Raw genomic sequence first — 21,727 nt, 5'->3', positions numbered from 1 at the left:
AGCTTTAAATTTTTAATTGGTTAAGATTTATGGTGTGATTCTAGCGGATTTCAGTAAAAAATCCGACTAAAATTCGCTCTATTTATATATTTTCTTGATTTTTATTTACGTAAATGTCCTGTTTATTTGACCAAGCTCAGTCATAATCAATAAAAACATATTGAACAATAAACGATGCATTATTTTAAATTTATTACTACAATTTTCATCTTTATGCTTTCTCTAAATGTCCATGCCACAGTCGGTGGTGGACAAAACATTGAAGTTTTAGGCTATGAAGCTAAAGAGAAAAAGCTATATGTATTACGTCATTTCGAAGATGGACGCGGACGTTTACCACAACTTTATTATTATCAACTCAACAGTAAAACACCTGACAAATTGATCGAAGTAAAATCCCTGTATATCAATCCAAAAAGCAAAGCCATAGATTATGATCAAGATGGTATTCAGTTTGATAAAGATTTAAAGAAAATTACTCAGCGCTTAACCCCACTAATCAAAGTCGATTCAAATGTAGTACAAATTAAGGTTTTCAAAAATAAAGTTCACCAAGTACCTGCTTGGCATACGCTTTCAGAAAAGATTCCTCAATATACGATTACTTATCAAATTCATATGCCTTTATATGAAAGTAAGATTCAAGAAGCAATTAGTTATAACAAGCAAATTAAAATCACTCAAAATTATAAAATACCGAATCAGAATAAAACGGTGGTTGTAGTTAAATATCGAGGGATTCCAATAGAAACTGGCTATGATATTGAAGATCCTGTTCTACTTTTATCCAAATAGACTCACGAACAGCAGTTCAAATCATTATCTATATGCAATCCCAACGCCTAAACCACCTAGTAATTACAACTCGCCCACTAAAAAATGGCTTATTCCCTCATTAAGAAAATAAGCCATCATTAACAATACAAATTAAAATAAACATAGGCTTACGTTTTGAAACGTAATACTTCTGCTCATTTATAATTTATTCATTCTCAGCAAAACTTGTTCCGATCGACTCCAACAAATCTTCTTCTGTGATTCGTGTATGTTCGAGATCATCACCTGATTGAATCGCACGGCTCACAGCACGTCGTGTTGCACGAGTCACCAAAGAATTTAAATCACGTCCTGATAAGCCTTGCGTTTTTTCAGCAAGTTGATTTGCAACTTCACTTACCTCAAAATCAGTCGGCTTACTGTTTAGCATCGAGATTAATATCTGCGAACGTGCGACTTGATCAGGTAGACCAATCTCAATTTTACGTTCTAATCGTGACATTAATGCACTGTCAATATTTTCAGGATGATTACTAGCAGCCAATAAGAATACTTGCCCTTCTTTGGTTGCTACACCGTCTAGCTCTTGAAGCATTTGCCCAACGATCTCTTGAGTAAAACTATCATTTCCACCATTGCGCGCACCTGCCACAATATCAATTTCGTCAATGAAAACAATACATGGTGCTTGTGAGCGTGCAGTTTCAAACAATTGCTTTACTTTACTACCAGATTGACCTGTAAAATTTGCCTTTAAATCCGATGTTGCTGCTGCAATGAATGAAAGCCCTGACTGACTCGCCAAAACACGGGCAATTTGAGTTTTCCCCGTCCCAGGTGGACCATAGAGTAAAATTCCTTTCGGCGTTGAAATGCCTAATTTTGCAAGTTTTTCAGCATTTTTTAATTCTTTACCCAGATTTTGGAATTCCATCATGGTTGTTTCAGGCAATACAACATCATCCCAAGTCAATGATTTTACTTGTGTTGAGCCTTTACCACGAATTTTACGAACCTGTTCGATCAAGTTCTCAGGTTTTATCTCACGATTGATATTTTCGGCTACTAAAGTGGCAATTAGCGTGTGAATATCACGACCCGACATCCCTGCTGTTTCAGTCGTAAGCGCTGAAGATACTTCAAGATCAATATCCGCTTGTTTAAATTCATTTTCTAAAATTTTCTTACGTGCAACATCGTTTGGTAAGCCAATTTCGACTGACGCTGTGAAGCGTGACATAATTGCATTGTCGATAATGTCGTGTCGGTTCGTCGCTGCGATCACCAAGACTTTACCTGATGCTTGATTAAAGCCATCCCATTCGGAAAGAAAGGTTTGTACGAGCTCATTACCAAATGAATCGTTATCTGTTCCACCACGTTTTGCAAAAGCACTTTCACATTCATCAACAAACAATAATGTTGGCGCCTTTTCACGACAACGTGCCCAAAGTTCTTTTACTTTTGGTGCTGTTTGACCAATATGTCCTGCTTTTAAATCTGAAATATTTACGGCTTCAAAATTACATTCTGCATGTTTAGCAAGCTTACGCGCAATTAAAGTCTTTCCAGTTCCTGGAGGACCATACAATAAAATACCTTTAGGCGATGGTTTACGACCGGAAGCAAATAAATCAACTAATTTTAGAACACGATCAAGCGTTTCTTCTTCAATCGCAACGTCTTGCCAGTTTTCAGTCACATCTGTCAATGTTTTGAGTCGTTGCTCCAAAGAAGCAATATATTCATAACTTTTTACCCAATCTGCTGCAGAAGTTGCAAAAGTATTTATTGCTGAAATATCTTGAGCGAATAGAGGTACAAGATCTGCTGACATTTGTTTATAAATCTTCCAATCCCAAGCCTCAGTATTTGCATTAATATCAACCAAATGTGCTTCGCTTCCATCATTGGGAATTTTTAAAATTGCAAATATTTTGTCCGCTTCCTTTGGCGTATGAAAAACAACAAAATCCGAATCGTACATTTTCCCAAACTTATCATCGACTCGCCAATTTCCTGAAATATCTTTCTCATCGGCAGGTGCAGTGATTGCTTTGTAGGGATACTTTGAATCTCCGCTTTCTTTTGAGCCAAAATGCATGAAGCTTAGTCTGCATTGACCAAAGAGCAAAATAGAACCGCATTCTGCCTTACTTTTCAAATCACCTTGTTTTTTCATTCCTTTACGAACAAGTACAATGTATAAGCCTAGACTCAATACAATACCTAAAAACTTTCCAATGGTATATTTTGCAAAAAATGGAATCGCAAAAATCAATACGGCCCATGCAATAATAAGTAAGAGGCGGTTACTAAACAGTGGTGCTAAAGTTAAAGCACTGAATAAGCTATCTCGACGGGCTTTATCTCTAACGGCATCAGCTCTTGCAGTAGTATAGTTTTTTAAAGTTATTTCCGCTTTTTGCTTTGCTGCTTCAACTGCTGGGTAATGACTAAACGTTTCCTGTCTAATCTCAATCAAATCTTTTGAAGATTGCGCAAGCTCTGATTTCACTTGCTCCAACTGTTGCCCCAAATAGCTTCCCTGCTCTGCAGATATTTGATTACTCATAAAAATCTACTCATTATGTTCTTAACTTGTTCATTATGCACATATTCCAATATATAAACAGCATGACTTTAAGCTTATTTTTTTATGAATAATAAAAAAAACGTATTGTAAAAACACAAGTTAAATCTGGTTTTTATTATTTTACTCACTTTAATGTAAATCGATTATGTCAAATCGACTCCGCTCGTATTAAAAGTATTTTTTTCATAGTAAATCAAGAAACATTGCCATTTGAGGAATAGTCAAAGTTTCAAAACTAACAATAATTATACTTTTAAGCATTTGGAAGGATCACCATGCAAATAAAGTTATTTGATAAATTTTATCCAATCGTCATCATCTTATTACTGACTGCTTGTGGAGGTGGTGATGACGATAATCAAAATGGAACTTCAGCTACACAAGAGCAACGTACCGAAAATAATCCTCCAACAAACACCACCATGAATGAACAAGCATTTGCTGAGAAAGCCAGTGCACTTGTCATGCGCGAAGTTTTATTCAATGGTCCACTGAATATGCTATCCAATGGTATGTACGACATTATTCAAAAAGGTAAAAAATGCACATCGGGTTCATATACAGTAGACACAAATAACCAAAAGATTTTATTTAATAATTGTCTTGGGATTTTTGACGCAGAAATTTTAGCGCAAGGTGAAGTATATCTATCTAATAACAATACGACTTATGACTTTAAGAATTTAAATTTATCAACACAAGATAGTAAAGAGAAACAAACCGTCAATGGTAAGCTTAATATCACTGAAACTGATCAAGCTGTTCAATACCAAACGGATCAGCTTGAACTCAGTGGCTATAATACAAAATCTGGGTCTATTAACACCAATCCTGTCACTTACCATTTTAAAGATACAGAACTCACTTGGAAAAAAATTAGCACTGGTAAAGCTCAGGTTTCAATAAAAGGGAATTTAGAGTCAACAAGTGCTGATACAGGCCCAATAAATATCAGCTTTACCAATGTAGAACAACCTTTTGAATTGAAATTCGATCCCGATCAACCTTTAACGACTTATATCCCACCTGAGCCAGGTATAGGTGCTATGCACATTAAAGACCTGATTAAATATGAACCCTTCTTAATTACCGTATACGATTATAAAACTCTAAATCTACAAAATAATGGTAATGTAAATACAGATTCATTGTTTGCAAAAGCGACTCTAGGCTTCATGCCATATAACATATGTGGGCCAAATTATTTTTTCGAAAGACCTGTTAATGAATCATCAAATCCACCTAAAGATACTGGCTCAAGTTCCACCAATCCCAACATAATTTTTTCCCCACCTGATTCAAGTGGCCCACCGGGTTCAATTACTCTACCCCCAAAAGACAATACGACCACAACTACAACCGCTCCCAAACAACCTATTATTGTCACACCATCTTCAGACACATCTGCTGTAAAAGCACTTGCTTTTTGTTGGCGCTCTACATCCAATAAAAACAATTGGTTTTGTGATGGGAAAACGCAACGAAACTCAGGCTCGTACCCGCTGAAAGAGGCACTATCAACAGCAGGATGCCCAAATGCAGTTCTTGCAATTCCAGGAGAAATTACATTGCGGCATAAAACAATTACAAGCATAGGATCTAAAACAGGCAACCTATATGATTGCCAGATGAATTTAGCAAATGGTGATCAATCTGCATTAACATTTAATCGCAACATCAGATTATTCTGGGATACCATTCCAAAGCAGTTATAAAATCACAGCTTTACTTGACCAATAGAATAAAAAAACACCCAATGAATTCATTGGGTGTTTTTCTTGCTATTATTTCAAAGTAGTAATGAGCTATTAACGCTCAGCAATTGGTACAACTTTACGCAATTCTGGACCAGTATAATCCGCACTTGGACGAATAATACGGTTGTCTGCACGTTGCTCCATCACATGCGCTGCCCAACCTGTTACACGGCTCATCACGAAGATTGGCGTGAACAGTTTGGTTGCGATATCCATAAAGTGGTATGCAGACGCATGGAAAAAGTCCGCATTACAGAACAATTTCTTCTCACGCCACATCACTTCTTCACAACGTACTGATACTGGATAAAGAACGGTATCACCGACATCTTTTGCTAATTTTTCAGACCAGATTTTGATGATGCCGTTACGTGGATCGTTGTCTTTGTAAATTGCATGACCGAAGCCCATGATCTTTTCTTTACGTGCCAATTTGCCTAGCATTTCACGCTCAGCTTCTTCAGGAGATGTCCAGTTCTCAATCATTTCCATCGCAGCTTCGTTTGCACCACCATGAAGTGGACCACGAAGTGAACCAATTGCACCTGTGATACATGAATGCATATCTGACAAAGTTGAAGCACATACACGCGCTGTAAATGTCGATGCGTTAAACTCATGTTCAGCATAAAGAATCAGTGATACGTTCATCACTTGCTCATGCAATTCATTTGGCTTTTCACCACGAAGAAGGTGAAGGAATTGAGCACCGATTGAATCATCATCTGTGTTTTCTTCGATACGTACGCCATCATGGCTGTAGCGGTACCAGTAGCAAATGATTGCAGGTAAAGTTGCTAAAATACGGTCTGCAACATCTTGCTGTTCATCGAATGATTTCTCAGTTTCAATGTTACCCAACATTGAAACACCTGTACGCATCACGTCCATCGGGTGTGAATCCGCAGGAATGCGCTCAAGTACTTCTTTTAATGCTTGTGGCAATTGGCGAAGTGATTTGAGTTTTGCTTTGTATGCAGCCAATTGTTCAGTCGTTGGTAATTCACCAAAGAAGATTAAGTATGCAACTTCTTCAAATTGGCAGTTTTCAGCCAAATCTTGCACATCATAACCACGGTAAGTTAAGCCTGCGCCACTTTTACCTACAGTTGATAAAGCTGTTTTACCTGCAACTTGACCGCGCAATCCTGCGCCAGTGAGTACTTTTCCTTCAGCCATTTTTATTTTCCTTCAGTGAATAATTTGTCTAATGTATTTTCAAAAGTATGATAATCAAGGAATTCATACAGTTCTTTACGCTGTTGCATGGTGTCAAGTACATTCACTTGCGTACCATTTTCACGAATCGAACGGAATACTTCGAGTGCTGCTTTTTGCATAGCACGAGTCGCTGACAATGGATAAAGCACCATTGAAATACCTTGCTCACCCAATTCTTGAGTGGTGTAATACGGTGTATCACCAAATTCAGTGATATTTGCTAAAACTGGTACACCGACTGCATCGCAGACTGTTTTGTACATGGTAATGTCAGTCATCGCTTCAGCAAAGATCGCATCTGCACCCGCTTCTACACATGCACATGCACGGTCAATCACCGCTTGCAAACCTTCTTTTTGTAGTGCATCGGTACGTGCCATCACCACAAAGTTTGAATCCGTTTTGGCATCTACCGCAGCTTTGATACGATCAACCATTTCTTGTTGTGTAACGATTTCTTTGTTTGGACGGTGACCACAACGTTTTTGTGCCACTTGGTCTTCGATATGCACAGCGGCTGCACCTGCGGCAATCATCTGTTTCACAGTACGTGCGATATTGAATGCACCACCCCAACCTGTGTCAATGTCAACCAATAATGGTGTGTCTACACGTTCGGTAATACGACGAACATCTTCCAATACGTTGTCTAAGCTGGTCATGCCTAAATCAGGTAAACCGTATGAATAGTTGGCAACACCAGCACCCGAAAGATAAATCGCTTTGTAACCGACTTGTTTCGCCATCATCGCTGCATAAGCGTTGACTGTACCGATAATTTGTAATGGTTTTTCCACTTCCAGTGCTTGTCTAAATCTTAAGCCTGCAGACGTTTGTTGTGTCATATTCCTTTCCACAGTGGTCACTTGTTTATTGAGTTTTGAGTATAGCCATAATTTATTATTCGCATATGGCAGTTTGGGTAGTTTACTCTAAAACTTTAGTCAAAGAAAAATGAATTTTGATTCATTTTTTCATTTATTTGTATTTTTTTTCATCAAAATAATGCAAAAATGTATTCCATAAGAATTTTATGGCTATCTTTGATATAATCAAAAATACCTTTTTTCTGCATGTGATCTATGAACGAAGATTTAGCACAAATTGAAATGACTCGATGTGATTACCCGCAAACCAAGCGTGGGTATGAGCGTCGCCTTGCGTTATTGATTAGTGCCAATGATTTATTTTTAGAGCGTGGTTATGACGCTGTATCCTTAGATGATATTGTTAATCATGCAGGTGGATCTAAAGCTTCCATTTATAAATATTTTGGTAATAAAGAAGGTTTATTCACTTCAATTTGTGATTATCGCCGTGATTTATTCTTCAAAGATGTGTGTATTCCTTTTAACCCAGTACAAAATGAACTACGCCCTTATCTAATCACGACGCTGATTACCTTTTATAAACACATGATCATGCCGGAAAATATCGCTTTTATTCGACTGATCTTTGAACGCTCACAAAAAGACCCACAACTGGCATTGTATATCCACGAAAAAGGTCCTAAGCAGGTTCAACTTGCAATCGCAAAAGCCTTAGAAAGTTGCGCTGGAAAGCAACTTTTAAAATGCGATAATCCGCTTTATTCTGCTCAATTCTATTTTGGAATACTTAGAAACCTAGAATGGCGAATTTTAATGGGCATTCATATCCAAGAAACTGATCAAGAAATATTCGATTGCGTCAGTTATTGTGTAGATCGCTTCTTAGACGGTCATCAAAAAGTCTAATTTTTTTGCGTTTTGACATTCCTATAGTATATTAGATGATTCTCCTTTTTATTTTCATCAACCACCAACAATGAATTGTTGGTCAATACCCTATTGGCTTTGACTAGACAATTATTGTGGAGTAACCATGGCTCTACGACATTTTCTTACTTTACGTGACTTATCAACTGCTGAACTTAACCGTATCATTGAACGTGCTCAAGAGTTAAAGCGAAAACAACATAACAATGAAGTGTTCCAACCCTTTGTTGGCAAAGTCATGGGAATGATTTTTGAAAAATCGAGTACTCGTACGCGAGTGTCGTTCGAAGCTGGTATGACTCAGTTTGGTGGTAGCGCAATTTTTCTTTCATCTCGTGATACTCAGTTGGGTCGTGGCGAGCCGATCGAAGATTCAGCACGTGTGATTTCAAGTATGCTTGATGTTGTGATGATTCGTACTTTTGGTCATGACATCGTTGAACGTTTTGCTGAATACTCAAGTGTTCCTGTGATCAATGCTTTGACAGATGATCATCATCCTTGTCAATTACTTGCAGACGTACAAACTTTTGTTGAACATCGTGGTCCAATCGCAGGAAAAACTGTGGCTTGGATTGGTGATGGCAACAATATGTGTAATTCATATATTGAAGCAGCACATATGTGGGGCTTTAAATTAAAGATCGCTTCTCCGAAAGGCTATGAACCAAAACCAGAGTTTCTTTCTGAATTTGCGCATTGTGCAGAAGTGTTTGAATCTGCTGAAGATGCTGCAGTGAATGCTGACCTGATCGTGACTGATGTTTGGGCGAGCATGGGGCAAGAAGAAGAGCAAAAAATCCGTGAAAAAGCATTTGCTGATTATCAAGTGAATGAAAAACTGATGGATTTAGCACACCCTGATTGCTTATTTATGCATTGCTTACCTGCGCACCGTGGTGAAGAAATTTCTGAAAATATGCTTGACCATAAAAATGCTGTGGTTTGGGATGAAGCAGAAAACCGTCTACATGCACAAAAAGCATTGGTTGAATTTTTAATTAATGAAAATCTGAAAAAAGATTAACTTTAAGTTTTAATATTTTAAAAGGCTTTGTAAATCAAAGCCTTTTTATTGAGGTAAAATAGTGCCCTTTCGAAAGTCAATATAATTTCTTAATGGGTATTCACCCATCAAACCATATTAAAGTTACTTTTGGCTTATTCTTGTGAAGAAACAAATTATTAAACAAAAACTTACTCGTAAAATAAGAAAGATTGCATATAATAAAACCATACTATCTATATGTGTATTATTCAAATGAAATTCAAAATAATTCCTGCACTTACTGTATCCTTATTTTCTGTATTTGCAATGTCGTCACATGCGACAGAACTTGATACGTATCTGATTCAAAAAAACCTGATTGACCAAAACTATAAAATCAAAGATCAAAAAAATTTAGACATCATTTTAGCTGCATTGAGCGATGAAGATTCACGTGTTTATCCAATTCAAATTGACCAAAACACGGTGATTGAACAAATGCAGATGTCTCATGATCACATCAGTTTACAAGGACTCATTACTTCTGAAGATTTCGACCAATTTGCTAAAAGTGTCGGTAAAGAACAAACTCAACAGTACCTAATCAAAGGAATGATTGAAAATTGTCATCTGATTTTTGAAAATGAGTTCCAAAGACGTAATCCTTATTATGTGAAAATGAAATTATCTTCAGATCAAAAAAGCTATGAAATAAAAGTGAATAATGATCAATGTAAGTTTTAAGGCTGTACAATGCTACATCTTCTAAACAATTGAATAATTTAAAATTAATCATTTAAACTATAATGAAAGAATTCTATTTCATTTGGCTTGAGTTGATAAAAACTTTATTTTTTAACTATTTAGAAGAAAGAAATGTTCAATATTTTAAGAAATGTAACATTTCTGTCATATATAAAACTTACTATGCCCTACAAGGTCTTCTAGACAGTTTTCCAAATGACGCAGATCATGCCGGCTTCAAATCATTCTCAAATTTACGAATTTCAACACAGTTCAGAAACATATATTAATCGTGAAATTTCACTTTTCGAATTTCACAAACGTGTCTTAGCACAAGCAAAGGATGAAAATCATCCTTTGCTAGAACGTTTAAATTTTTTAATTATTTTCTCTCGAAACCTTGATGAGTTTTTTGAAATTCGTGTTGCAGGTTTAATGAAGCAAGTGGATATGAATAGTATTACCACTGCACCTGATGGCATTCCCAATGAAGTGATTCTTGAACATATTTCAGAAAAAGCGCATCTCGCAATTGAAGAGCAATACCATATATTAAACAATGTATTATTGCCTGAACTTGCAGATTATGGGGTTAGATTTATTCAATACAACGATATTGAAGAAAAGCATAAAGATTGGATTAAAAATTATTTTTTCAAACAAGTTCAACCTGTAGTCACTCCGATCAGCCTTGATCCTTCACACCCTTTCCCAAGACTCGTCAATAAAAGTCTGAATTTTATTGTCACTTTGGAAGGTAAAGATGCTTTTGGTCGTCATATTGAATTAGCCATCGTCCCTGCACCTCGTTCGCTGCCACGTGCTATCCGCTTACCCGACGAACTCACCAATGGTGAAGAACATTACATTTTATTATCTGCAATTATTCATCAGCATATCAATGATTTATTCCCTGGTATGACTGCAACGGGATGTTATCAATTCCGTGTTACTCGAAATGCCGATTTAACCCTTGCTGAAGATGTTGATGATTTGGCAGTTGCACTCAAAGATGAGTTATCGTCTCGTCGTTTTGGTCGTGCTGTACGTTTAGAAATCGCCAATAATTGCCCTAATTCGATCAATAACTATTTATTGGAACAGTTTGACCTTGATCATTCTCAGTTATATCAAGTCGATGGTCCTGTAAACTTAACTCGCTTAATTACCAATTTTGATATTCCTGAATTACGTTTTAAACCGTATCAAGCCGTTATTCCAAAAGTTCTCAGAAATGCAAAAAATACCTTCGAGGTTTTAAGTAAGCAAGATGTGTTATTACATCACCCTTTTGACTCGTTCAAACCTGTGATTAATTTGCTCAAAGAAGCGGCTCAAGATCCCAATGTTTTGGCGATTAAACAAACTTTATATCGTAGTGGTCCAGATTCTGAAATCGTTCAAGTTCTCGCTGAAGCTGCGCGTAATGGTAAAGAAGTCACGGCGGTCATTGAATTACGCGCGCGTTTTGATGAAGAGTCAAATATTACTGTAGCCAATATTTTACAAGAAGCAGGTGCTGTCGTCGTTTATGGCATTGTGGGCTATAAAACCCACGCCAAAATGATTTTGATTGTGCGCCGTGAAAATAATCAATTGAAACGTTATGTGCATTTAGGGACAGGCAACTACCATGCGGGTAATGCACGTATGTACACCGATTATGGTTTACTCACCACTGATCCTGATATTTGCGAAGATGTACATAAAATTTTCCAAGAATTGACCGGAATGGGTAAGTTACTCAAACTCAAAAAACTATTTCATGCACCCTTTACCTTACACTCTCAGTTATTGGATTTGATTCAGCAAGAAACTGAGCATGCGAAGGCAGGAAAAAAAGCCCGTATTATCATTAAAGTGAATGCTCTAACTGAACCTAAATTAATAGCTGCACTATATATTGCCTCACAAGCAGGGGTTAAAATTGATTTAATTATTCGTTCAATTTGCTGCTTAAAACCGCAAATTAAGGGCTTATCTGAAAATATCCATGTCCGCTCGATTGTAGGACGCTTTTTAGAACACACCCGTGTATATTATTTCCATAATGCTGGAAATGATGACTTATATTGTGCAAGTGCGGACTGGATGGGTCGAAATCTGTTCTCACGTGTCGAAACCTGTTTCCCGATTGAAGATAAAAAATTGAAGAAACAAATTATTGAATTTGGATTACTTAGCTACCTCAAAGACAATGTTCGTGCATGGGAATTGAATGATCAGGATGAGTGGCATGCCGTACATCCTGAAGAAGGTGCTGAAATTCATATTGCACAGCAAGTTTTGATGCAACAACGAATTATTCCTACGACTGCGTAATTCGTAATTCGTAATTCGTAATTCGTAATTCGTAATTCGTAATTCGTAATTCGTAATTCGTAATTCGTAATTCGTAATTCGTAATTCGTAAAAATTGCTTAGGCTATTTTAAAGATCAATGTAAATTAATTGCTTACATTGATCTTTTTTATGTGCATCAATTCATGTGATCTACGCATGTTTTTACAAACCCAACCCATCAATCACGCCTGATTCTTTCAACTGCTGTAATTCTTCAAGGGTATGAAATTGTTCTAAAATCAACTTAGTATGCTCCCCCAATCGTGGTGGCGCATTACGATATTCTACAGGTGTATCTGACATTTTAATCGGAGAACCAATCACTTTAAAATTCGGATTGTAGGCATGTGGAATATTTACCACCATTTGACGATGTTGAATTTGAGGCTCATCTAGTGCATCCGCAACTGAATTAATCACACCTACAGGGACTTTCACACCATGGATTGCATCCACCCAATGTTTAGCTGTATTGGTCTTGAAATACTCTGCCAATAAAGGCACCAATTCAGCACGATTTTTTACTCGGTCTTGATTACGAATGTAATTTGGATTTTCCAACAACTCAGGTTTCCCAATTGCAATGCATAAGTCTTTAAATTGTTTATCATTTCCGCATGCAATAATGAATTCTTTATCCTGTGCTTGAAATGTTTGATAAGGCACAATATTGGGATGATTATTCCCCATACGTTTAGGTGCAACACCAGAAGTCAGATAGTTCATACCCTGATTTGCCAATGCTGCCACTTGTACATCAAGCAAGGACATATCGATATATTGCCCTTTGCCTGTTTGATGCCGTGAAAGCAACGCAGCTTGAATCGCAATGGTTGAGTAAAGCCCTGTTTGAATATCAACAACAGCGACACCTACTTTTTGCGAACTTGCACCAAGTTCACCATCTTTTTCACCCGTGATACTCATCAAACCTGACATACCTTGGATGATAAAATCATAACCAGGTTCTTCAGCGCGTGGTCCATCCTGACCAAAACCCGTAATTGAGCAATAAACGAGTTTAGGGTTAATTTGACTGAGCGTGTCATAATCCAAGCCATATTTTTTTAATGAGCCTGCTTTAAAATTTTCGATAACAACATCTGCTGTTTTCGCAATTTCTTGAATCAGCTTTTGCCCTTGCTCACTTGCAATATCAATTGCGACTGATGATTTATTTCGGTTTGCACATTGGTAATAGCCTGACTCACGGGTGGCATTACCCTGTTGATCTAACATCCACGGCGGTCCCCACATACGGGTATCATCACCCACCTGCGGTCGTTCAATCTTAATGACTTCTGCACCTAAGTCTGCCAGAATTTGTCCACACCATGGTCCTGCAAGTACGCGACTCAGGTCTAAAACTCGAATTCCTTGTAATGCACCCATGTTACTTCCCTCTGTATGAGGAGCTTTGACCCTCCTCAATATTTCATTTACTTTGATAAAATTTTCATTATTTAGCATTATGCTTTAGTGCACATTACTGTTTTTGCGGATCATATTGACGGTCTTTGATAAACAAACCTGGTAAGATGCCAGCTACAAAATATGCTGCACCCATGACAATAAATGCTGTCATAAATGTCCCCCCCGAAGCTAAGAAACCAATCGTAGCTGGAGCTATTGCAGCACCAACACGCCCAATATTGTATGCACCACCAATCGCAGTACCACGCACATCTGTTGAGAATGATTCAGCCATATACGTTGCATTTACACCATAAGGAATGCCATATAAAAACCCAAATGTGATCAATAAATACAAGATATTATCAGGGGTGTTAAAGAAAATAATAATTGGGAGGAAAATCGCACTCGCAATCGTACCGAATACAAATACAGCACGGCGATTAAACTTATCTGCTAAATAGCCTGCCAATATTTTCCCTAAAATCATTGCAGTATAAGAACCCACCATATAGCTAGTCATATTTTTAAAGTTCATGTGCACTTCAGTTTCAAGATAACTAGGCATCCAATTATTGATTCCGTAATAACCAAACTGTAAGAAGAACGCAGTCGTCATCCACAACAAGAACATTTTACGATGTTTAAAATTGGCAAAAATTTGTTTATAAATACTGCCACTTTTAGGTTTCTCTTCAACCACTTTTTCAGGTTGTTTTTTACCTTGTAATTGATCAATTTTAGTCAATTGCCATGACTTCGGCTCAGGTACAAAACGTTGTAGGAAAATATTGATAAATGCTGGAATCACAGTGATAAAGAATAAAATTCGCCATCCGTGCTCAGGGATAATTACACCTGCTAAAATTGTTGCTACGATATAACCAACCGTTTGTCCCGTCTGTAATGTTCCCAATACAGTTGTACGATATGTTGTAGGAACATATTCAGCCATCAAAGTATTACATGCCATATACAGCGCACCTATACCCAATGCACCAATAAAGCGTAATGCCATAAATTGCTCAAAACTTTGAGTAAACCCTAACAAACACGTTGCAATAGAAAAGAATGTCACTGAATTTGCAATCGTACGCACGCGACCAAATTTATCACATGCCCAACCACCGAGAATCCCTCCGATTCCCATACCAGCCAATGAAGCACTACCTAAAGCACCTGCCTGAAAAGTTGTTAATGCAAATTCACCTTTTAAACTGGTCAGACTATACGACAACAACATGATGTCGATACCATCTACCACCATCGCAAAATAAGCAAATAGTAATGCCCATTTCCAAGTATTTGGACCAATTTTTTCGTATGTACCAATATTAGATGGCAAACTTCCTTTTACAGAAAGTGCAACTGATTGAACGTCATTGTTCATATTTCCTTTACCTCATTTTCCCAAATGAGTCATCGGTTATCTTACAGCCTCATTATCAATCCATTCTTTATTTATAATTTTAAAACTTGAATGAAATTTGACAATTTACAGCAATATAGATATTTGTACGATGAATCCTTCTATCGTTAATTCAACTTACCTTATTCATTTATTTTAAATTTTAAGGCAAAACCGCTCTAAGGATGCTCAGTCATGAACACCCTTAAAGGTTCTTAACATAATGATTTATATCAGCTTAGTTACCAAAAGCTGCAATACCAGTTTGAGCACGACCAAGAATTAGAGCATGGACATCGTGCGTACCTTCATAAGTGTTCACCACTTCAAGATTCACTAAATGGCGTGCCACACCAAATTCATCACTGATTCCATTCCCACCCATCATGTCACGAGCAACGCGAGCAATATCTAAAGCTTTGCCACAATTATTACGCTTGATTAATGAAGTCCCTTCAACTGAAGCAATACCCTCATCTTTCATACGACCAAAACGCAATGCGATTTGTAAACCTAATGCAATTTCAGTTTGCATATCTGCCAGTTTCTTTTGGATCAATTGATTGGCAGCCAATGGACGACCAAATTGTTTACGATCCATGGTGTATTGGTGTGCTGTTTGCCAACAAAACTCAGCCGCACCCATTGCACCCCAAGCAATACCATAACGCGCACTGTTTAAACAGGTAAATGGACCACGTAATCCACGGATTTCTGGGAAAGCATTTTCTTCAGGAACGAAGACATTATCCATCACAATCTCACCCGTGATTGATGCACGCAAACCGACTTTACCGTGAATCGCGGGTGCTGACAGACCTTCCCATCCTTTTTCTAGGATAAAGCCACGGATGTCACCAACATTACCTTCAGCAGAAACTTCTTTCGCCCAGACTACAAATACATCGGCAATTGGACTGTTGGTAATCCACATTTTCGCGCCAGTCAAACGATAACCGCCCTCAACTTTTTTAGCGCGAGTAATCATGCTACCAGGGTCAGAACCATGATCAGGCTCAGTTAAACCAAAGCAACCGATATATTCACCTGTTGCCAATTTAGGTAAATACTTTTGTTTTTGTTCTTCTGAGCCAAATTCGTTGATCGGCACCATCACCAATGAACTTTGCACACTTGCCATTGAACGATAACCCGAATCCACACGTTCAACTTCACGTGCGATCAAACCATAGCTGACATAGTTTAAACCTGCACCGCCGTATTGCTCTGGAATGGTTGGACCTAATAAGCCTAACTCACCCATTTCGCGGAAAATCGAAGCATCGGTTTTTTCATAACGGAATTGTTCTAAAACACGTGGCATCAACTTATCTTGTGAATAAGCAGCAGCTGCATCACGGATCATACGTTCTTCTGAAGTCAGTTGTTGTTCCAATAAAAATGGATCTTGCCAGTTAAATTGAACACGGGTTTTCTTAGTATTGACCATTTGATTCATCGCTTCCTCTGCGCATCTCGTTTTGTTGTTACATTCAATTTAAACGTGAACAATCAAGCTTTCAAACGATAAATTCGCACTCAGATATTCCATTTATGCATATCTTGTGTTTTGATTAGCTCAATAGTGAAGATGAGTTTATTTTCCTATTTTAAGATCAGACTAAAGTTCAACCCTGAGCGTAGATATTGTTTAAATATATTTTGAAGCAGTATTATTGATATAAATCATTCAACTAGAACTTCAATTTTCATTAAGATATTCAAGGAACGAATATGCGTAGAATGATTCCCTCACTACAATCACTGATTTGTTTTGAAGCTGCGGCAAAGCATTTAAGCTATACCTTTGCAGCACAAGAACTGCATCTGACCCAAAGCGCAGTATCTCGGCAAGTACAACAACTTGAAGAATTTTTAGGATTGAATTTATTTAATCGTACCCGTCACGGCGTCGAACTCACTCAAGCGGGTGAACATTATTTTAAAAATATCAAGTCACATTTACTTGGAATTGAGCAAAGTACTTTGGATGTGATGAGCCACAAAGGTTTAGGTGGAACGCTGAAAATTGGGGTCGTACCCACTTTTGCAACACGTTGGTTATTACCGCGACTGTATAAATTTAATGAGATTCATCCTGAGATCACGATTCATTTGGAAACCAGTACCAAGCCATTTTTATTCAGTGATCATATTTTTGATGCAGCCATTTATACTGGTACACCTGCTCAAGTTGAAAATTGGCCAAATGCAAAAACACATTATTTGATGAATGAAGATGTCGTGCCTGTATGTTCAGCAGATTTAATTTTTAAGCATTTTCCTGAACTGAAGGGACATTCAGGTGAATTAACACGTAGCTTATCCGCACAGGAAATCGCGAGCCTACCTTTATTACAACAAACCACACGCCCTTATATCTGGAAAGAATGGTTTGAAGTATCTGATTTAGATCATCCCTTTGCACTCGATGGACAACGGCACGAACTATTTTCCATGCTTGCTGTTGCCGCTATACATCACATGGGCGTTGCTTTAATTCCGCAAAAACTGCTTGAAAAAGAACTCCGTTCAGGTGAATTAATCATTGCCTCAGATATTAAGCTAAAAGGTTCTCGCGCTTATTATTTTGTCTATGCTGAACAGCAACAGTCACCACTAATTGCAAAATTCATCGAATGGTTACTGACAGAAGTTGAATTATCACAAAACACTTTTATGAAATAACATTTAGAGAATTTCAAATCTTGAATTTTCTCTAAACGCAATAAATTCAACTCGATCCGTTCAAATATAACTATCCCGTAAAACCGATGTAACGTGAAATTTCTTGTCCACCTACAGCTCCTAAACTGGCTTTATAAATTGTAAATTCAGGATATGAACTGTTGCTTAATTCTTGGAAAATATTTAAGCCTTGATCATCATGTGCGTGAATTTCATCCACAGTGCGTGACATGGTCGATTCAAACTCATCTGCAATGAACTCAAAACCTAAGTCCATCGCAATGAATAAGGTATGTCCACAAGGTTGTAAATACTGTTCTTCATTCCAATCAATCACTGCATGTTGGCAATGTGGGCATGTAACATTTTCTTGAGAATTTTCTAAGGTGATTAGTTGAAAAGCCATAAAGATTAGAACAAAATAAAATTATATTTTAAACGAGTTGGGGCAAATTAAACACTCGTTTTGGATTGCAATAAAGCAAGATTTTGAATAAATACAGAAATGAAAGACAAGGATATTATGTCAACGATTGAAAAAGCGATTGCTTTAGCAGCTCGTAAACACGCAGGTCAAAAAGATAAAGGAAATCAACCTTATATTTTCCACCCTCTCAGACTGATGTTCAAAGTGAAAACACCTGATCAGCAAATCGTCGCCGTACTACACGATATTTTAGAAGATACAGATACGACTGTGGTCGATTTGATTTCTTTAGGATTTAGCCAAGAAATTGTCGATGCGATTGTTGCATTGACAAAGAAAGATGGCGAATCACGTATTGAAGCCGCATATCGTGCTGTTAAAAATCCAATTGCGCGTATTGTTAAATTGGCAGATGTTGCTGACAATATGGATTTAACCCGTATTCCTCACCCTACAACCAAAGACCTTTTACGTTTAGAAGAATATAAACAGGTTCAATATATTCTCATGACTGCATAAATTCACAATTAACAAATTGACTTAACGCAACAATTGAGTGTAAAAATGCCCAATTGTTGCAATTTTGGAATGTATTTTATGCTCACTGATTTGGATGATTTTTACTGTTTTGGTCTTGTTGTCGAACACGGCGGTTTTAGTGCTGCTGAACGTGCAACCGATATTCCAAAATCCAAACTCAGTCGCCGTGTATATAACTTAGAAGAAAAACTCGGTGTTCGCCTAATTCAACGCAGCTCACGACATTTTGCTGTCACTGATATTGGAATGAATATTTATCGTCATGCCCAAGTCATGATGAATGCAGCCCAATCTGCCCATGATCTTGTGGATCATTTAAGTGAACAACCACGTGGTGTCATCAAAGTCAGCGTTCCTGTTTCCGTTGCACAAAATGAGCTTTCAAAAATTTTACCTGATTTTTTAAAAACCTATCCTGAAATTAAAGTTCAATTGATGGTCAGTAACCGTAGAATTGATATTATTAATGAAGGCTTTGATGTGGCTTTAAGGGTTCGCGCAAGTTTAGATGATGACCCAAGTTTAGTCATTCGTAAATTTGAAAATATCGAACAACATTTATTTGCAAGCCAAGCCTATTTAAATGAATTTGGAATGCTGAAAAAGCCAGATGATTTAACTGAGCATCGTATTTTAAGTATGGTCGATGAGCATTTAGATCAACAAATGATTTTACATGATGCCCAAAATCAACAAAAAAAGGTCAAAATCAATCCAATTTTAATGGGTTCTGATCTGATTATGCTGGCAAAATTAGCTGTGCAAAACTGTGGTATTGCCCTTTTACCAGACTCGGTTGCCAGTGATTATGTCTTAACCGGTGAATTGGTTCGTGTTTTACCTGACTGGAAAGCACCGCATGGGATCTTCCATGCCGTCTATCCATCTCGTCGTGGACAATTGCCTGCTGTACGGGTTTTTATCGACTATTTAGTCGAACATTTGAATAAGCGCTAAAATTAACGTAGAAAATAACACGCGTACTTTGGATTGATTTGTTTGTACTGACTTCATCATCTAGCATCCAAATCAATCACTATTCTTTGATCAACACTGTAAAATATCAATATAATTCCTATTGATACATTTTTAACATTTCTGAGTGCTCAAATGACACCTTTAAATGCCAAGTCATTCATTCTCGATTTATTTTTGGCTTCTAGTGGTCAAACACTCTCAATTAAACAAATTCTCAATGCTGCAAAAATATTAGAAATTAGTGAAAATAACATTCGTGTTGCGGTAACACGTTTAAGCCATGAAAATATGATTGAATCGATATCTCGTGGTCACTATAAACTCAGTGCCAATGCTGAAAATTGGGGTTCAATTATTCTCCATCGTGATCATGCATTAAAAAGTAAACCCGATTGGAATCAACAATACATCGGTATTTTAACGACACATTTAGGTCGTACTGATCGCACGGCACTCAACCATCGAGAAAAGATTTTAAAACATGCGGGCTTTAGAGAACTCGAAACAGGCTTTTTTATTCGGCCTGATAATTTAACGCTAAATTTAAATGAGCTGACTCAAAAGTTAGTGCATCAAGGATTAGAATCCGAAGCCAAATTTATGCTCATTGCTCAGTTTTCCGATGATACACAAAATAAAATCATAGACTTATGGGACACACAGAAACTGAATCAACGCTATGAAAAATACACTCTACAGCTTCAGCAGTGGTTAAGCCATTACCAAACAATGAATCAAATCGAGCGTGCAAGAACATCTTTTTTACTCGGTAGAGAAACCATTGCGCTCATGCTCACGGATCCATTGCTTCCCTCAACTTGGGTCAATACAGCATTAAGAGCTGATTTTTTCACGGCGGTGATTCAACTCGATCAAATTGGACAAGACACTTGGCAACAGTTAAATCAAAAAGAAAACATTTAAAATCAAATGATTTAGTTTGTTAAGTTTAGAGTTTAGCGATGTTGTTTGAATCTCAAACCCATTAAATATTACATTTAAAAAATAAAATTAATTGACTGTAATGTTTTATACTCTACAATCATTTTACATCCAATAAAAAGATGAAAGGACTACAAATGAATGCCCGCATCAGCGTGACAGAATTATTTTCCAGAGAAGAAATTGATGAATTAACAACACCCTCAGACCTTGGTGGTTTATGGGCTGTGGGTTCAACATGGGCTGTTATTGCAGGTACATTTGCCAGTGTTGCACTTTCTTGGGAATATCTGCCCACTTGGGGCAAGGTTTTAATGATTGCTGTCGCTTTGGCTATTTTAGCAGGTCGCCAACTGTGTTTAGCCATTTTAATGCATGATGCTTCACACCATAGTTTATTTAAAAGCAAATGGTTAAATGATGCAACAGACTGGTTATGCGCCAAACCAATTTGGAATGATCTGCATAAATATCGTGCGCATCATATGCGCCATCATGCCAAAACCTCATTACCTGAAGATCCTGATTTAAGCCTTGTAGATAACTTTCCTATTTCAAAAAAATCACTTATGCGAAAATTTAGTCGTGATCTTACAGGACTGACGGGAGTTAAATTTTTATTTGGTCGCCTACTCATGGATTTGGAGTTACTTGAATGGACGGTTGCCAATGATCAACGCAAAATTCCTGTTGGAAATCGTAATGCTTTGGACTTTGCCAAAACCTTAATCAAAAACAGCTCAGGTGCCGTCCTGACCAATGCAGCAATATATTATGCTTTGAAAAAAGCAGGACACGCCAAACTGTATTGGTTGTGGCCGATTGCCTATATCACACCATTTCCGCTTTTTATTCGTATTCGTTCAATGGCAGAACATGCAGGCATGCAGACCAGTCACAATGCATTGACCAATACCCGAACCACCAAAGCCAATCTTATTGCACGTGCCTTGGTTGCACCCATTCATGTCAATTATCACCAAGAACATCATTTGATGGCATCTGTGCCCTATTTCAAATTGCCACGGATGCATAAGCTATTACGTGAGCGTGGTTTTGTTGAACAACCACCCACTTATTTAGAGGTAATTAAATTGCTTTCTAATCAAAAAGCAGAACCAGTAACAGCATGATCATTTTAGAATGGG

18 protein-coding genes are annotated in these 21,727 nt (G+C 37.4%); 11 read left to right on the top strand and 7 right to left on the bottom strand.

Annotated elements, in window-relative coordinates; genetic code table 11:
* Positions 1-174: 174 nt before the first annotated feature.
* Entirely contained in the window at positions 175-795 is a 621-nt protein-coding gene (locus BEN71_RS09435) for a hypothetical protein (protein ID WP_068974705.1), read from the top strand.
* Between the two features lie 187 nt (positions 796-982).
* On the opposite strand, the gene BEN71_RS09430 is transcribed toward BEN71_RS09435, so the two are convergent.
* Complete coding sequence (locus BEN71_RS09430) at positions 983-3,352, bottom strand: AAA family ATPase (RefSeq protein ID WP_068974704.1); 2,370 nt, start codon at positions 3,350-3,352, stop codon at positions 983-985.
* A 296-nt stretch (positions 3,353-3,648) separates the two neighbouring features.
* Here BEN71_RS09430 and BEN71_RS09425 point away from each other — a divergent pair, with 296 nt between their 5' ends.
* A complete protein-coding gene (locus BEN71_RS09425) occupies positions 3,649-5,088 on the top strand; it encodes a hypothetical protein (protein WP_068974703.1) in 1,440 nt (479 codons plus the stop codon).
* A 93-nt stretch (positions 5,089-5,181) separates the two neighbouring features.
* Here BEN71_RS09425 and prpC read toward each other — a convergent pair whose 3' ends face one another.
* Complete coding sequence (prpC, locus tag BEN71_RS09420; RefSeq protein WP_068974702.1) at positions 5,182-6,309, bottom strand: bifunctional 2-methylcitrate synthase/citrate synthase; 1,128 nt, start codon at positions 6,307-6,309, stop codon at positions 5,182-5,184.
* Positions 6,310-6,311: 2 nt separating this feature from the next.
* Positions 6,312-7,196, bottom strand: coding sequence for a methylisocitrate lyase (gene prpB, locus BEN71_RS09415; protein WP_068974701.1), 885 nt, complete (start codon positions 7,194-7,196; stop codon positions 6,312-6,314).
* Between the two features lie 237 nt (positions 7,197-7,433).
* On the opposite strand from prpB, the gene BEN71_RS09410 reads away from it, so the two are divergent.
* The 4 genes from BEN71_RS09410 (at position 7,434) to ppk1 (ending at position 12,162) form a co-directional block, all read left to right on the top strand.
* Positions 7,434-8,087: a TetR/AcrR family transcriptional regulator gene (locus BEN71_RS09410; protein ID WP_117276783.1), complete on the top strand. Its 654-nt coding sequence runs from the start codon at positions 7,434-7,436 to the stop codon at positions 8,085-8,087.
* Positions 8,088-8,214: 127 nt separating this feature from the next.
* Complete coding sequence (argF, locus tag BEN71_RS09405; protein WP_068974654.1) at positions 8,215-9,135, top strand: ornithine carbamoyltransferase; 921 nt, start codon at positions 8,215-8,217, stop codon at positions 9,133-9,135.
* Positions 9,136-9,369: 234 nt separating this feature from the next.
* Positions 9,370-9,840, top strand: a complete 471-nt coding sequence (locus BEN71_RS09400) for a hypothetical protein (RefSeq protein ID WP_068974653.1) — start codon at positions 9,370-9,372, stop codon at positions 9,838-9,840.
* A 216-nt stretch (positions 9,841-10,056) separates the two neighbouring features.
* The gene (ppk1, locus tag BEN71_RS09395; RefSeq protein WP_068974652.1) at positions 10,057-12,162 is read left to right on the top strand and encodes a polyphosphate kinase 1; all 2,106 of its coding nucleotides are present in this window, start codon (positions 10,057-10,059) and stop codon (positions 12,160-12,162) included.
* A 183-nt stretch (positions 12,163-12,345) separates the two neighbouring features.
* Here ppk1 and BEN71_RS09390 read toward each other — a convergent pair whose 3' ends face one another.
* The 3 genes from BEN71_RS09390 to BEN71_RS09380 form a co-directional block, all read right to left on the bottom strand.
* On the bottom strand, positions 12,346-13,575 hold the full coding sequence (locus BEN71_RS09390) for a CaiB/BaiF CoA transferase family protein (protein WP_068974651.1): 1,230 nt from the start codon (positions 13,573-13,575) through the stop codon (positions 12,346-12,348).
* Positions 13,576-13,669: 94 nt separating this feature from the next.
* On the bottom strand, positions 13,670-14,986 hold the full coding sequence (locus BEN71_RS09385; protein WP_068974650.1) for an MFS transporter: 1,317 nt from the start codon (positions 14,984-14,986) through the stop codon (positions 13,670-13,672).
* Positions 14,987-15,242: 256 nt separating this feature from the next.
* Positions 15,243-16,463: an acyl-CoA dehydrogenase gene (locus BEN71_RS09380; RefSeq protein ID WP_068974649.1), complete on the bottom strand. Its 1,221-nt coding sequence runs from the start codon at positions 16,461-16,463 to the stop codon at positions 15,243-15,245.
* Between the two features lie 275 nt (positions 16,464-16,738).
* Between BEN71_RS09380 and BEN71_RS09375 the strand changes: the two genes are divergently transcribed.
* A complete protein-coding gene (locus BEN71_RS09375; protein WP_068974648.1) occupies positions 16,739-17,692 on the top strand; it encodes a LysR substrate-binding domain-containing protein in 954 nt (317 codons plus the stop codon).
* A gap of 70 nt (positions 17,693-17,762) precedes the next feature.
* On the opposite strand, the gene BEN71_RS09370 is transcribed toward BEN71_RS09375, so the two are convergent.
* Positions 17,763-18,098, bottom strand: coding sequence for a hypothetical protein (locus BEN71_RS09370; protein ID WP_068974647.1), 336 nt, complete (start codon positions 18,096-18,098; stop codon positions 17,763-17,765).
* A 117-nt stretch (positions 18,099-18,215) separates the two neighbouring features.
* Here BEN71_RS09370 and BEN71_RS09365 point away from each other — a divergent pair, with 117 nt between their 5' ends.
* From BEN71_RS09365 to BEN71_RS09350, 4 genes are all read left to right on the top strand, one after another.
* Positions 18,216-18,638 carry an HD domain-containing protein gene (locus BEN71_RS09365; RefSeq protein WP_068974646.1) on the top strand — a complete coding sequence of 141 codons (423 nt, stop codon included), beginning with the start codon at positions 18,216-18,218 and terminating at the stop codon, positions 18,636-18,638.
* Between the two features lie 78 nt (positions 18,639-18,716).
* Positions 18,717-19,616: a LysR family transcriptional regulator gene (locus BEN71_RS09360; RefSeq protein WP_068974645.1), complete on the top strand. Its 900-nt coding sequence runs from the start codon at positions 18,717-18,719 to the stop codon at positions 19,614-19,616.
* A gap of 153 nt (positions 19,617-19,769) precedes the next feature.
* Positions 19,770-20,561: a PaaX family transcriptional regulator C-terminal domain-containing protein gene (locus tag BEN71_RS09355; RefSeq protein ID WP_068974644.1), complete on the top strand. Its 792-nt coding sequence runs from the start codon at positions 19,770-19,772 to the stop codon at positions 20,559-20,561.
* Between the two features lie 155 nt (positions 20,562-20,716).
* On the top strand, positions 20,717-21,712 hold the full coding sequence (locus BEN71_RS09350) for a fatty acid desaturase family protein (protein ID WP_068974643.1): 996 nt from the start codon (positions 20,717-20,719) through the stop codon (positions 21,710-21,712).
* Positions 21,713-21,727 lie beyond the last annotated feature (15 nt).

The sequence above is a fragment of the Acinetobacter wuhouensis genome, from assembly GCF_001696605.3.
GTDB classification, from domain to species: domain Bacteria; phylum Pseudomonadota; class Gammaproteobacteria; order Pseudomonadales; family Moraxellaceae; genus Acinetobacter; species Acinetobacter wuhouensis.
Note: the sequence above shows the minus strand (reverse complement) of the source record. Positions and strands in the feature narration are given on the sequence as shown.

Excerpts from the sequence above, each read along its gene's own strand:
- prpB (WP_068974701.1), bottom strand. The coding sequence starts at position 7,196 with ATGACACAACAAACGTCTGCAGGCTTAAGATTTAGACAAGCACTGGAA.
- prpC (WP_068974702.1), bottom strand. The coding sequence starts at position 6,309 with ATGGCTGAAGGAAAAGTACTCACTGGCGCAGGATTGCGCGGTCAAGTT.
- BEN71_RS09410 (WP_117276783.1), top strand. The coding sequence starts at position 7,434 with ATGAACGAAGATTTAGCACAAATTGAAATGACTCGATGTGATTACCCG.
- BEN71_RS09425 (WP_068974703.1), top strand. The coding sequence starts at position 3,649 with ATGCAAATAAAGTTATTTGATAAATTTTATCCAATCGTCATCATCTTA.
- BEN71_RS09350 (WP_068974643.1), top strand. The coding sequence starts at position 20,717 with ATGAATGCCCGCATCAGCGTGACAGAATTATTTTCCAGAGAAGAAATT.
- argF (WP_068974654.1), top strand. The coding sequence starts at position 8,215 with ATGGCTCTACGACATTTTCTTACTTTACGTGACTTATCAACTGCTGAA.
- ppk1 (WP_068974652.1), top strand. The coding sequence starts at position 10,057 with ATGACGCAGATCATGCCGGCTTCAAATCATTCTCAAATTTACGAATTT.
- BEN71_RS09375 (WP_068974648.1), top strand. The coding sequence starts at position 16,739 with ATGCGTAGAATGATTCCCTCACTACAATCACTGATTTGTTTTGAAGCT.
- BEN71_RS09365 (WP_068974646.1), top strand. The coding sequence starts at position 18,216 with ATGTCAACGATTGAAAAAGCGATTGCTTTAGCAGCTCGTAAACACGCA.
- BEN71_RS09400 (WP_068974653.1), top strand. The coding sequence starts at position 9,370 with ATGAAATTCAAAATAATTCCTGCACTTACTGTATCCTTATTTTCTGTA.
- BEN71_RS09370 (WP_068974647.1), bottom strand. The coding sequence starts at position 18,098 with ATGGCTTTTCAACTAATCACCTTAGAAAATTCTCAAGAAAATGTTACA.
- BEN71_RS09380 (WP_068974649.1), bottom strand. The coding sequence starts at position 16,463 with ATGAATCAAATGGTCAATACTAAGAAAACCCGTGTTCAATTTAACTGG.
- BEN71_RS09385 (WP_068974650.1), bottom strand. The coding sequence starts at position 14,986 with ATGAACAATGACGTTCAATCAGTTGCACTTTCTGTAAAAGGAAGTTTG.
- BEN71_RS09360 (WP_068974645.1), top strand. The coding sequence starts at position 18,717 with ATGCTCACTGATTTGGATGATTTTTACTGTTTTGGTCTTGTTGTCGAA.
- BEN71_RS09435 (WP_068974705.1), top strand. The coding sequence starts at position 175 with ATGCATTATTTTAAATTTATTACTACAATTTTCATCTTTATGCTTTCT.
- BEN71_RS09430 (WP_068974704.1), bottom strand. The coding sequence starts at position 3,352 with ATGAGTAATCAAATATCTGCAGAGCAGGGAAGCTATTTGGGGCAACAG.
- BEN71_RS09390 (WP_068974651.1), bottom strand. The coding sequence starts at position 13,575 with ATGGGTGCATTACAAGGAATTCGAGTTTTAGACCTGAGTCGCGTACTT.
- BEN71_RS09355 (WP_068974644.1), top strand. The coding sequence starts at position 19,770 with ATGACACCTTTAAATGCCAAGTCATTCATTCTCGATTTATTTTTGGCT.